The 13494-nt window shown below is 67.0% G+C and carries 7 protein-coding genes and 2 tRNA genes; all 9 read right to left on the bottom strand.

Going from position 1 to position 13494, the window contains the following annotated elements:
- Positions 1-135: 135 nt before the first annotated feature.
- Positions 136-208 (bottom strand) — tRNA-Ala (locus tag O3I_RS00045).
- Positions 209-448: 240 nt separating this feature from the next.
- Positions 449-522, bottom strand: a tRNA-Ile gene (locus tag O3I_RS00040).
- 173 nt (positions 523-695) lie between these two features.
- The gene (locus O3I_RS00035; protein WP_041562310.1) at positions 696-1913 is read right to left on the bottom strand and encodes a DUF3566 domain-containing protein; all 1218 of its coding nucleotides are present in this window, start codon (positions 1911-1913) and stop codon (positions 696-698) included.
- 39 nt (positions 1914-1952) lie between these two features.
- Positions 1953-4475: a DNA gyrase subunit A gene (gene gyrA, locus O3I_RS00030; protein WP_014980833.1), complete on the bottom strand. Its 2523-nt coding sequence runs from the start codon at positions 4473-4475 to the stop codon at positions 1953-1955.
- Between the two features lie 70 nt (positions 4476-4545).
- Positions 4546-6600 carry a DNA topoisomerase (ATP-hydrolyzing) subunit B gene (gene gyrB, locus O3I_RS00025; protein ID WP_014980832.1) on the bottom strand — a complete coding sequence of 685 codons (2055 nt, stop codon included), beginning with the start codon at positions 6598-6600 and terminating at the stop codon, positions 4546-4548.
- A 539-nt stretch (positions 6601-7139) separates the two neighbouring features.
- The gene (locus tag O3I_RS00020) at positions 7140-7706 is read right to left on the bottom strand and encodes a DUF721 family protein (protein ID WP_014980831.1); all 567 of its coding nucleotides are present in this window, start codon (positions 7704-7706) and stop codon (positions 7140-7142) included.
- Positions 7707-7907: 201 nt separating this feature from the next.
- Complete coding sequence (gene recF / locus O3I_RS00015; protein ID WP_014980830.1) at positions 7908-9089, bottom strand: DNA replication/repair protein RecF; 1182 nt, start codon at positions 9087-9089, stop codon at positions 7908-7910.
- Between the two features lie 279 nt (positions 9090-9368).
- Positions 9369-10544, bottom strand: a complete 1176-nt coding sequence (gene dnaN, locus O3I_RS00010; RefSeq protein WP_014980829.1) for a DNA polymerase III subunit beta — start codon at positions 10542-10544, stop codon at positions 9369-9371.
- Between the two features lie 955 nt (positions 10545-11499).
- Entirely contained in the window at positions 11500-13494 is a 1995-nt protein-coding gene (dnaA, locus tag O3I_RS00005) for a chromosomal replication initiator protein DnaA (RefSeq protein WP_014980828.1), read from the bottom strand.

The following is a 13494-nucleotide window of genomic DNA, read 5'->3' as shown; positions in this document are numbered from 1 at the left end:
AGGGCGAGCCCGACGGTGTGAACCAGGGAGGGGTCCGGGGGCGAAGCCCGCCGGGCGGGGCGTGGGGCTGCGCCCCCACAAAATACGCGGAACGAGCACGGCCCACGCTCTGTGTGAGCATGGGCCGCCTACGAGTGGAGCCTAGGGGAATCGAACCCCTAACCCCTGCCTTGCAAAGGCAGTGCTCTGCCAATTGAGCTAAGGCCCCGGATATCGCTTGCCGTGTACGCGGCGATCGACCCCGCAACGGTACCTTCCCGCTGTCGGCACGGTCAAAACAGACGGTCGAGGTCGGCAAGCCGTAGTAGCCATTCGAACGCAACCACAGATTGGGGGTCCGGGGGCGAAGTCCCCCGGGCGGGGCGTGGGGGTTGCACCCCCACTAAACACTCCGAAACGAACAACGGCTCACGCTCTTAGTGAGCATGAGCCAGCCGTGAGTGAAGGGTGGGCCTAGGAGGACTTGAACCTCCGACCTCTTCGTTATCAGCGAAGCGCTCTAACCGCCTGAGCTATAGGCCCTTATGTTGTTGTGGCGCGTAGTTCGCGACAACGTGTAGAGAGTACACAACACCGGCCATGCCATCCAAAACGGCTGGTAGAAGCTCCGCACAGGGCAGATCGGCATGGCCGCCGACGGAAACGGCCGGTGCTGCCCAGGGTGGGCGGCACCGGCCGTCTGGCAAGAGCTGTTCCTAGTCGGGGTCGGCCAGGGTTACCTGGATGCCGCCGACTAGATCACAGCACTGGTTGTAGATGAACGTGCCCACGGTGCCGAGTGCGGTGAACAGCACGACGTTGATCAGGCCGATGACGCCGGCGTAGCCGAAGACCGTGCCCGCGTCGATGAGGCCGACCGACCCGCTGTCCTGGGACACCATGTCGGTGAAGGTGTTGTTCAGCCGCTCCCACACGCCCATGCCTTCGAGCACGATGTAGAGCAGGCCGACCGCGAGCATCCACACGAAGAACATCGCGACGCTGATGACGAGCGAGATCTTCAGCGTGGACCACGGGTCGATGCGCCGGATCTGCACGGTGGCGCGCAGCGGTTCGCCGGTGGCGACGGCGGCGGCGACCGCGACGGGCACCGCGGGCGAGATCGGGGTCTGCGGGCCGGTGGTCTCGGGCGCCGACGGCGGCAGCGGGTGCCGGATCTCGGACAGGTCGGGCATGTCCTTGATCAGTTCGGGGCGCGCGATGCTGCGGGTGGGTCCGTCGATGCCGACGGACTTCACCATCGCCGCTTCCTTGCGGGCCGCCTTGGCGGCGAGGTCCGCGGTGGTGCGCGCGTTGGTGACGCCACCGCCGAGACCGCCGCCGCCGCCGGAGCCGCTCGGGCGTCCGGTCACCGGTGCCTGGCCGGGCCGGTACAGGTTGGACTGCGGCTCCCGCTGCGGAAGTTGCGACCACCCTTCCTGGAACGACGATTGGCCACCGCCGTTGCCGCCGGACTGATCCCCGGACTCGGGTGCACCGGACTCAGAGTTGTTCATGCGGACAGTCTGGTCGAACGCTTCTTGGCCGCCTTGACCGGGCACCTGCTCGGGGCCGGACTGCTTGTTCGCGAAATCGCCTTGCTGGTCGTGCATTTCGCGGGGCTGTCCGCCCTGCGGACCGCCTGTCGACGGCCCGCCCCCCTGGTGACCACCGGCTTGCGGCCCGCCCGGCCGCGCACCGCCCGGCTGACCACCGTGCGGTTGCCCGCCCTGCTGGCCCTGCGGCGACTGCGCACCACCCGGTTGGCCGCCGTTCGGCGGGCCGCCATTCGGCTGCCCGCCGCCCTGCTGCCCGTTCTCTGCCGAGGAGACCGGCCGTGGGATCGGCCGCGGCGGAATCGGTGACGGTGCGATCCGCTCGGTCACACCGTTCGTCTGGTGCCGCTCGTCATTCGGCTGATTCGGAGTGGTCAATGGGAATCCTTAGATCCGTTCGTTGCCGCCGCTGTTGGTTTACTCAGAAGAACCGGTGTCGCTGTCGCCGCCGGCGTGCAGATCGGGATCGGGCTCGTCGGCATTGCGCGCGATAGCAAGCAACGTATCGCCCTCGCCGAGGTTCATCAATCGCACGCCCTTGGTCTGTCGTCCAGCCTTACGAACCTGCTTGGCCACTGTCCGGATGACACCACCACCGGAAGTGATCGCGTACAACTCATCCTCGTCCTCGACGATGAGCGCACCGACCAGGGTGCCACGCTTGGGGTCGTATTGGACGGTCAATACACCTTTACCGCCGCGACCCTGTGCCGTGTACTCCTCGATCGCAGTCCGTTTAGCGTAGCCGCCGGCGGTCGCGACCAGCAGGTATGTATCCGGTCGCACCACGTTCAGCGACAAGAGTTCATCCGAGGCGTTGAACCGCATGCCCTGCACGCCGGAGGTGGCCCGGCCCATCGGGCGCAACGCCTCGTCGGTCGCGGAGAACCGGATCGACTGGCCGAGCGCCGAGACCAGCAGCAGGTCGTCGTCGGCCGAGCAGAGCACCGCGCCGACCAGTTCGTCTTCGTCGCGCAGGTTCACCGCGACGATGCCGCCACTGCGGTTGGAATCGAAGTCCGACAGCTTCGACTTCTTCACGAGGCCATTCTTGGTGGCGAGCACCAGGTACGGAGCGACTTCGTAGTTTTTGATCTGGATGATCTGGGCGATCTTCTCGTCCGGCTGGAAGGCGAGCAGGTTCGCCACGTGCTGGCCGCGCGCGGTGCGGTTGGCCTCGGGCAGCTCGTAGGCCTTGGCGCGGTAGACCCGGCCCTTGTTGGTGAAGAACAGCAGCCAGTCGTGGGTCGAGGAGATGAAGAAGTGCTTGACCAGGTCGTCCTGCTTGAGCCCGGCACCCTGCACGCCCTTGCCGCCGCGCTTCTGGCTGCGGTAGAGGTCGGTCTTGGTGCGCTTGGCGTAGCCGGTCTCGGTGATCGTGACGACCACGTCCTCGCGGGCGATCAGGTCCTCGTCGGCGACGTCGCCGTCGGCCGCGATGATCCGGGTGCGCCGGTCGTCGCCGTACTTGTCGACGATCTCGGCCAGCTCGTCGCGCACGATCGCGCGCTGGCGTTCTTCCTTGGCGAGGATGTCTTTCAAGTCGGCGATCTCGAGCTCGATCTTGGCCAACTCGTCGATGATCTTCTGCCGCTCCAACGCCGACAGGCGGCGCAGCTGCATGTCGAGGATCGCGGTGGCCTGGATCTCGTCGATATCGAGCAACTGCATCAGGCCGGTACGCGCGGTGTCGGTGTTGGCCGAGCGCCGGATCAGGGCGATGACCTCGTCGAGCGCGTCGAGCGCCTTGACCAGGCCGCGCAGGATGTGGGCCCGCTCCTCGGCCTTGCGCAGCAAGTACTTGGTGCGCCGGACGATGACGTCCAACTGGTGCTTGACGTACAGCCGGATCATCTGGTCGAGCCGCAGCGTGCGCGGCACCCCGTCGACGATCGACAGCATGTTGCAGCCGAAGCTGGTCTGCAGCTGGGTGTGCTTGTACAGGTTGTTCAGCACGACCTTGGCGACCGCGTCCCGCTTGACCGTGACCACGATCCGCATGCCCGCGCGGTCGGAGGACTCGTCGTGGATATCGGAGATGCCCGCGATCTTGCCGTCGCGCACCTGCTCGGCGATCGAGTTGATGAAGTTGTCCGTGTTGACCTGGTACGGCAACTCGGTGATGACCAGCGTGGTCCGGCCCTTGTTGTCTTCCTCGATCTCGACCACGCCGCGCATCCGGACCGAGCCGCGGCCGGTGGTGTAGGCGTCGTGGATGCCCTGACCACCGACGATGAGGCCGTAGGTGGGGAAGTCCGGACCCTTCACCCGCTCCATGCAGGCGGCCAGCGTCGACTCTTCGTCGGCGTCGTGGTGGTCCAGCGCCCAGTAGATCGCCTCGGCCAGTTCGGTGAGGTTGTGCGGCGGGATGTTGGTCGCCATGCCGACCGCGATGCCGTTGCTGCCGTTCATCAGCAGCGCGGGCACCCGACTCGGCAGCACGGTCGGCTCCTGCGAGCGACCGTCGTAGTTCGGGATGAAATCGACCGTCTCGTGGTCGATTTCGCGCAGCATCTCCATCGCGAGCGGGGTCAGCCGGCACTCGGTGTAGCGCATGGCGGCCGCGCCGTCGTTACCGCGCGAGCCGAAGTTGCCCTGGCCGTCGACCAGCGGGTAGCGCAGCGACCACGGCTGCGCCATGCGCACGAGGGTGTCGTAGATCGACGCGTCACCGTGCGGGTGGTAGTTACCCATGGTCTCGGCGACCGGGCGCGCGGACTTCACGTAACCGCGGTCGGGCCGATATCCGTTGTCGTACATCGCGTACAGCACGCGCCGGTGCACCGGCTTCAGGCCGTCGCGCACCTCGGGCAGCGCGCGGCCGACGATCACGCTCATCGCGTAATCGATGTAGCTGTTCTGCATTTCCTGCTGGATGTCGACCGGGTCGATCCGGTCGCCGCCGGTGCCTCCGAACGGAGGCAGCGTCGTGTCGGTCATCAAGTCTCCTTAGCGGGCGGTGCGGTTGCGGTGCCGCGCGGGCGCGAACCCGGCGGGCGAGCGCACCGGCTTATACGTCGAGGAAGCGAACGTCCTTGGCATTACGGGTGATAAAGCTGCGGCGGGCCTCCACGTCCTCGCCCATCAGCACGCTGAACAGCTCGTCGGCCGCGGCCGCGTCGTCCAGGGTGACCAGCTTGAGCACGCGCACCGACGGGTCCATGGTGGTTTCCCACAGCTCCTTGGCGTTCATCTCGCCCAGACCCTTGTAGCGCTGCACGCCGTCGTCCTTGTTGATCTTCTTGCCCGCCGCGAGACCCGCCTCGAGCAGACCGTCGCGTTCCCGGTCGGAGTAGGCGAACTCGGGATCGGCGCGCTGCCACTTGAGCTTGTACAGCGGCGGCTGCGCCAGATACACGTGCCCCTGCTCGACCAGCGGGCGCATGAACCGGAACAGCAGCGTGAGCAGCAGCGTCGCGATGTGCTGGCCGTCGACGTCGGCGTCGGCCATCAGCACGATCTTGTGATACCGCAGCTTGGCGATGTCGAACTCGTCGTGGATGCCGGTGCCGAAGGCGGTGATGATCGACTGGACCTCGTTGTTCTTGAGGACTCGGTCGATCCGTGCCTTCTCGACGTTGATGATCTTTCCGCGCAGCGGCAGGATCGCCTGGTACATCGAGTCACGGCCGGATTTGGCCGAGCCGCCGGCGGAGTCACCCTCGACGATGTAGATCTCGGACTTGCTCGGATCCTTGGACCGGCAGTCGGCCAGCTTGCCCGGCAGGCCGCCGAGATCGGTGGCGGACTTGCGGCGCACCAACTCTCGCGCCTTACGCGCGGCGACCCGGGCCTGCGCGGAGGAGACCGCCTTGTTCACGATGGTCTTCGCGTCGGCCGGGTTGGCCTCGAACCAGTGCGTGAGGTGCTCGTTGCACGCCTTCTGCACGAACGACTTGACCTCGGTGTTACCCAGCTTGGTCTTGGTCTGGCCCTCGAACTGCGGCTCGGAGACCTTCACGCTGACGATCGCGGCCAGGCCCTCGCGGATGTCGTCACCGGTGAGGTTGCCGTCCTTCTCCTTGATCAGCTTCTTGTCTTTGGCGTACTTGTTGACCACCGTGGTCAGCGCCGCGCGGAAGCCCTCCTCGTGCGTGCCGCCCTCGTGGGTGTTGATGGTGTTCGCGAAGGTGTGCACCGACTCCGAATAGCCGGAGTTCCACTGCATGGCGACCTCGAGCTCGTGGCCGGTGCCCTTGCCGGTGAACCCGACGACGGAGTTGTGGATCGGCTGCTTGGTGCGGTTGATGTGGCGGACGAAGTCCTCCAGACCACCCGGATAGTGGTAGGTCCGCGTCTTGACCTTGTGCTCGACCGGTGCCGCTTCGGCGTCGGCCTCCGCGTGCTTGGGCGCCTCCGCGGTCTCGCTGACCACGTCGTCGGTGATCTCGGACTCGCTGACCCGCTCGTCGGTGAGGGTGATGGTGAGTCCCTTGTTCAGGAACGCCATCTCCTGCAGGCGGCGCGCGACCGTCTCGAAGTTGTAGGTCGTGGTCTCGAAGATCTCCGGGTCGGCCCAGAAGCGGATCGTGGTGCCGGTCTGCTTGGACGCATCGCCTTGCACCAGCTTGCCGGGGATCGAGTCCTTGTACGACTGGCTCCAGTGGTAACCGTCGCGGTCGATCTCCGCCTCGAGCCGGGAGGACAGCGCGTTCACCACGGAGATACCGACGCCGTGCAGACCACCGGACACCGCGTAGGAATCGGAGTCGAACTTGCCGCCGGCGTGCAGCTGGGTCATGACCACTTCGATGGTCGGGACGCCCTGAGCGTGCATCGCCACCGGGATACCGCGGCCGTCGTCGACCACCTCGACGCCGCCATCGGCGAGCAGGGTCACCTCGACCTTGGACGCGTACCCGGCCATCGCCTCGTCGACCGAGTTGTCGACAACCTCCCAGATCAGGTGGTGCAGACCACGCTCACCGGTGGAACCGATGTACATGCCGGGACGCTTGCGGACCGCCTCGAGTCCTTCGAGGACCGTGATGGACGAGGCGCCGTAATCCGCCTTGCCCGAGTTAGCGTTGGTCGAGCCCGATGCGTTGGAGTCGTTGGCAGCCACTGGTCGGTAGCTCTCCTTACTTGCTGATCCTCCTGGCGAGGCACTGCACAGCACACGGTGGTCCCTGGCCATTCCACTGGGGAAATGTGGGGCCACGTGAGCTGTACGGAACGCGCCGAAGGTGATCGCCGCTAGTTACGTCACCATCCTACTGGTACAGCCAACCTACAACGCACCTACGACACCCCTGACAGCTCCGTGAATGCGAGAAATCGGACCGCCGCGAGTCTGTTCCGCCTTTTAACGCTTTCGCTCGGCTCTGGGAGCAATCGGACGGTGCTCGTCCGGTACCCACCGAACCGCCCCGGCCACCGCCTCGGCGCACCGCCGGTTTCCGGGCCGTCGACGGTAGCCGACGGGTTACCGGTCCGGACCACGATGCTGCGGAAACCCCCGTGTGGAACCCGTGAGCGGGTACGACAGGTAAAGCCTAGTCCGTACCGCCCGCTGTTCGCCGGACTCGGCCAACTTCCGTCACATTGACGAAATCGGTTGTCCCGGCGCGCGATCCGGCACCGTTTCACGTGGAACGCGGTGGGCTATCCGTAGGTGTCGCGCGGGCCGCGGCCCTTGATATGTCGCTCCCCCTTGCGCCAACTCGGCGCCGCGGGGCCGGTGATCTTCAGCGAGGTCACCACGCCGGGGCCGACCGCGGCATTGATCTTCGCCAGGATCTGGCTCTGCAACATGCGCAACTGCGTCGCCCAGGCGGTCGATTCGGCGGCGATGCTCAGCACGTTGTCCTTCAGGGTGATCGGCGTGGCGTGCGCGGCGATGTCCTCGCCGACCACCCCCGCCCAGCGCCCGAACACCATGCCCTCGGCGACCTTGGCCGACCAGCCGCGGCTCTTGGCCAGGGCGCCGGTCAGCGCCGCGAAGGTCTGTGGATCACGCTGATCCGGTCCCGCGCCCGACCAGCCGGACCGGCGCCGGGTACCGGCGCGGAGGCGGCGCTGCGGCGAGGAACGCCCCTGCCCGACGGATTTACCGCTCGCCTTCGCGGCCGCGCGGGCCTCCTCGAGTGCGCGCCTGGCCAGATCGATACCGCGTAGCTCCGGCTCTGGACCTGCCGGTTCGGCGCCCGGTTGCTGCTGATCGGTCACCAAGGCTCCTCACACTCTCGTCGGTCACGGCCTGAGTCACTCTACGACAGGGCACCGACGCGGACCGTGCGGCGAACATCGTCGAACGAACGCGGACGTGCCGGTCGGCGAGTTCTCCACAGGAGCCTGTTGATAACAGGAAAACCTGTGCAGAAATTCGAATGTGTTTGCCTTTGCGCGCCCACCGGGGCACGAAAGTGCTTGTCACTGCGAGGGTGTGGCCGGTTCGCCGATCTGGGAGGTTCGCCCGTCCGGCCCGCCGTCCGTCTCCACCCGCAGCGGCACCGCGGCGAGTTCGGCAGGCACGTCCTCCGGCACCGCGGCCGTGATCAGCACCTGCTCCGCGCCGGCCGCGACCGCGGCGAGCGCGGTACGCCGCCGCCGGTCCAGCTCGGCGAACACATCGTCGAGCAGCAGCACCGGCTCGGATCCGTTGGCGCGCAACAGCTCGAACGCGGCGAGCCGCAGTGCCAGCGCGTAGGACCAGGATTCGCCGTGGCTGGCAAACCCTTTGGCCGGCGCGCTGCCGAGATTCAGGTCGAGTTCGTCGCGGTGCGGACCGACCAGGCACACACCACGTTCCAGCTCCCGGGGCCGGGCTGCCGCGAGTTCACGCAGCATCACCGCTTCCAGCGCTTCGGTGTCGTCGGGCTGGGGTTCCCTTGCCGGATCGAGGAATTCGGGCGGCAGGCTGGCACTGCGGTAACCGATTGTGGCGGGCCGGGATTCGGGCGCGATCGAGGCGTACGACGTCGCGAGGTACGGATACAGCTCGTGCACCAGCTGCAGCCGGTGCGCCAGCAGCACCGACGCGTGGGTGGCCAGGTGCCCGTCCCACACATCCAAGGTGCCCAGATCCGCCTTCGACCGGGCTTGCCGCCCAGCGGATTTCAGCAGCGCGGAACGTTGCCGCAGCACGCGGTCGTAATCGCTGCGCACCGCGGCCAGCCGGGGCAGTCGGGTGGTGCACAACTCGTCCATGAACCGGCGGCGTTCGCCCGGGTCGCCCCGGACCAGGGCGAGGTCCTCGGGCGCGAACAGCACGGTCTGCAGGATGCCGAGGATCTCGCGGGTACGCCGCACCGGTGACCGGTTGATCTGCGCGCGATTGGCCGTGCCCTGGTTCAGCTCGACGTCGATGCGCAGTTCCCGGCCGGTGTTGACGACGGAGGCGCCGATCCGGGCCCGTTCGGTGCCGATCCTGATCAGCGGCGCGTCGGCGGCGACCCGATGCGACCCGAGGGTGGCAAGGTAGCCGAGCGCCTCGATCAGGTTCGTCTTGCCGTTGCCGTTCGATCCCAAGAAAACCGTTCGGCCTGGGGATAATTCGAGTTCTGCATGATGCCAGGAACGGAAGTCACGCAGGGACAGCGTTCGAACGAACATCCGCTATCTGGCTCCTGCCTGCACGAGTTCGGCAGATTCGACCTGCGCGACCCGCATCGGCGCAGGTGCCGGGGTGTTTGCTGGCCATCCACAGCGTCGCGCGAGCCTGTGGATGAATTGTGTTCTCGCCCACCCTCGGTCCGGCGAATCCCGCAGTCGCGCTACCGGGGCGACCGTGCCTGGGGATGGCTGCCAACGACCGCGGCCGCCGAGGGTCGGCCGCCGAGGGAACTGACGAGCACAGACGGCCGAACCCGGTTCGCGATCACGCACCTGCGCTCAGCCCGGCAGCCGGACCGGCATCAACAGGTAGATGTACGGGCTGTCCAGCGCCGCGAACGCACCCGAATCGAGGGCCTGCGGCTCCTCCTCGGAAGCGGGCAGCAGCACCGCGGGACGGCTGGGCGTGGTGAACCCGAACGTCACCCGGTCGGCGTGCAGCGCGGACAGGCCGTCGATGAGGTAGCCCGGGTTGAACGCGATGGTCAGGGATTCGCCGCGGAAGTCGGCCTCCAGCCATTCCTCGGCGCGGCCCGCGTCGTCACCACCGGCGGACAGTTGCAGGCCCTCTGTGGAGAACTCCAGCCGCACCTGCGCGCCCCGCTCGGCGACCAGGGCGACACGCTTGATCGCCTCGGTCAGCACCGACACCTGGAGGGTGGCGATGGAGGTGTGTTCCTTCGGCAGCAGCTGACGGAACTTGGGGAATTCCGCGTCGAGCAGGCGGGTGGTGGTGCGGCGACCCGCGTTCACGATGCCGAGCAGCCCGTCCGAGCCCGCGCCGGTGCCCAGCGACAGCTGCACCGGGGCATCGGAGGCCCCGAGGGTCTTGGCGGCCTCGGACAGCGTCCTGGCCGGGATGAGCACCGCGGTCTCGATATCGGCGTTGGCGGGCTTCCACTCGATGTGGCGCACCGCGAGCCGGAAGCGGTCGGTGGCCGCGAGCACCACCTTGTCGCCCTCGATCTCGACGCGGATACCGGTGAGCATGGGCAGCGTGTCGTCGCGGCCCGCGGCGACGGCGACCTGGCCGACCGCGCTCGCGAAGACATCCACAGCGAGTTCACCGGTTTGCTGCGGGACCTCGGGAAGCTGGGGATAGTCCTCGACCGGCATGGTCGGCAGCGAGAACTTCGCGCTGCCACAGGAGATCAGCACCCGGGTGCCGTCGACGGATACGTCGACCGGCTTGTTCGACAACGCCTTGGTGATGTCGGCGAGCAGCCGGCCGGACACCAGGACCTCGCCGGGACCGGCGACCTCGGCCGCGACGCGCATCTGCGCGGAGACCTCGTAGTCGAAGCCGGAGACGGTGAGCCCGCTGTCGTCGGCGACGAGCAGGACGCCGCCGAGCACCGGGACGGGAGGCCGGGACGGGAGGCTACGTGCCACCCAGGCAACGGATTCCGCGAAGTCCTCACGGGCGACCCGAAACTTCATGCTTGCAAGCTCCATCGCCCGATCAGTCCTCTCCCAGTTCCGTGAGCTGTTGTGCAGTGGCCGGACATTGGTCCCTCCAAGCCTTTCGGCTCGATCAGCGTTTGGTTCGCGAAGGGTGCTGGATCGGCCGCCATCAAAAGTGTGGCACAGGCGACCGACACCAAACCGTACCCGCGACTGCGCCCGTGGCCTAGTCCGACCCTCCGGGCGCCTGCGCGCTGTGTGTCGAGAACTTGTCGGTGGGTGCGAGTAGGAACTGTCGCGAAGGGGGTGTCGCAGATTCGGGTCGGTGAGCGATGCATAGGTGTAGGGCAGGGATGGGTCGATGAGGGATCCACTCCCCTTCTCCTTGCCTGGGGACGGGAGCACTCGCGGACCGCAGCTCCCCAACCGACTTTCCACACAGCCTGTTTTCAAGAGAGTTCTTCTAGAAGAAGAACTGAAGTAGTAGTAGGCACTGTGGAATCTGTGCACTGACGCCGAATCTGCTGGTCAGCGGGCGTGGTGCCATGGGGATGACCGGTGCGTGTCTCGAGGATGAACGAGCGGCGTCTGTGGAGTTCCGAAGTTGTCCCACATTCATCCTCGAGTGCTCCTCGAGTTGTTCCACCGAATTCACCCGGTTGTTCACACGTGTGTACCGAGGAGTGGACAACTCGAGGAATCCTCGAGGACTCCACATGGACTCCTCGAGGATTCCACAACCCGATACGGGCCTCTTGGCTGGTCAGCCCCTGTGCGCAAGATCGGTTGGGGAAACTGTGGATCGAGCCCTGTTAGCGGACGCCGCGATGCCCATCCCCAGACCTGTTAGCCGATCGGTGCACAAACCGGTGGATTCCTCGAGGACTCCACAAGGATTCCTCGAGGAATCCACAGGGCAAAAAAGTGCACCGCCCCAGGTCAGGGACGGTGCACAGGTGTTAGTAAAACTCAGCGAGCTGATCCGGCCGAAGAGACTGTGGATACTTTAGCGGGAGCGTTGTTTGATCCGCGCGGTCAGTTCCTGCACCTGGTCGTAGACGCGGCGCCGCTCGGTCATCTCCTTGCGAACCTTCTTCTCCGCGTACATCACCGTGGTGTGGTCGCGGCCGAACGCCTGACCGATCTTGGGCAGCGAGAGGTCGGTCAGTTCACGGCACAGGTACATGGCGATCTGGCGCGCCTGCGCGAGCGGACGGGCCTTGCCCGGGCCGGTCAGCTCCTCGAGCGTGGTGTTGAAGTACTCGGCGGTGACCGCCATGATCGTGGCCGCGTTGATCTCCAGCGCCGCGGTGTCGGGCATCAGATCGCGCAGCACCACCTCGGCCAGCGGCAGATCCAGCGGCTGACCGTTGAGCGAGGCGAACGCGGTCACCCGGATGAGCGCGCCCTCGAGCTCACGGATGTTGCGCTCGACCCGGCTGGCGATCAGTTCCAGCACATCGTGCGGCACGTCCAGCCGGTCCATCCGGGCCTTCTTGCGCAGGATGGCGATGCGCGTCTCCAGTTCGGGCGGCTGCACATCGGTGATCAGGCCCCATTCGAACCGGGTCCGCAGCCGCTCTTCCAGCGTGGCCAGCTGCTTGGGCGGGCGGTCGGAGGAGACGACGATCTGCTTGTTGGCGTTGTGCAGGGTGTTGAAGGTGTGGAAGAACTCCTCCTGGATGCCTTCCTTGCCCTCGATGAACTGGATGTCGTCGACCAGCAGGATGTCGGTCTCGCGGTAGCGGCGCTTGAACGCTACCTTGCGGTCGTCGCGCAGGCTGTTGATGAAGTCGTTGGTGAACTCTTCGGTCGAGACGTACTTCACCCGCATACCGGGAAACAGGCGCTGGGCGTAGTGGCCCGCCGCGTGTAGCAGGTGCGTTTTCCCCAAACCCGAAGCGCCCCAAACGAACAGCGGGTTGTAGGCCCGGGCCGGCGCTTCCGCGATGGCGACCGCGGCGGCGTGCGCGAACCGGTTGGACGCGCCGATGACGAACGTTTCGAAGGTGTACTTCGCGTTGAGGCTGGCCGACGAGGTGGCGGGCGCCGAGGTCTCCTGGGACTTGGTGAAGTAGGTCGGCCAGGAGTTGCGCACGTTGACCACCGGCTCGTCGTCGTGCTCGGCGCGGGGGTTGTCGGATTCGCGCACCGACTCGTGCGCGGCCGCCAGGCCGGGATCCTCGGCCGGTGCCGCCTCCCGCACCGGCGCGCGCACCGGGCCGCGCATCGTGGCGGGACCGGGATCGGGAGTGAACAGGGACTCCTGGCCGGGCGGGATGGACTCGCGCCGCGGCGGCAGTCCCGGTTCCCGGCGGGCGGCGGGCGCGGGTTCGCGCCGCGGCGGCAACTCGGTGTGCGCCGGGTAGTCGTCCTGGCCCTGGTAGTTGTCGCGGGGATAGTCCGGCCGGTCGTACTCGGCGGCGGGCGGATACTCGGGCGCGTACTCGGTATCGGTGTACTCGGCGCCGCCCGCGTACTCGGGGGCGTAGTCGTTCGGCTGGGCGTAGCGCGGGGCCGGGTACTCGTCGCGTCCCTGGTAGTCGGTGCCGGGGTAGCCCGGTTGGGAATGCCCGTTTTCCCTGGGGCCGTTGTCCCTGCGTCCGTTGTCGAGCGGGCCGTTGTCGCGGGGACCGTTGTCCCTGGCCCGTTCCGGTCGGCTCGTCATCCTGGCGTGCCGGGGGTTGCTGCCCGCGCGGTCGGCGGCCGGGGCGGTCGGCGCGGCGATGCGCACGCCGAGTCCTTCCACCTGCGGGCCGAGTCGCCGGGCCAGCGACCGCAGGATCGGTTCGCGCAGATCGCGTTCGATGGCTTCCTGAGCCAGCGAGGAAGGTACCGAGAGCAGGGCGAAACCCTGCGCCACCGTCAGCGGCTTGACCAGTTTCAGCCAGGCCTGCTGGGCTCGGGTCACCGGCGGAATGGCGCCGTCCGGTGAGCCAGTGGTCAGCTCGGCAACTACCTCGGGCCACACCGTGGCCAACACGTTCTGCTCGTCGTCCAT

Origin of the sequence: Nocardia brasiliensis ATCC 700358 (assembly GCF_000250675.2) — a bacterium.
Lineage (GTDB): Bacteria > Actinomycetota > Actinomycetes > Mycobacteriales > Mycobacteriaceae > Nocardia > Nocardia brasiliensis_B.
The sequence above is the reverse complement of the archived record's forward strand: the minus strand, read 5'-3'. Positions and strand labels throughout refer to the sequence as shown.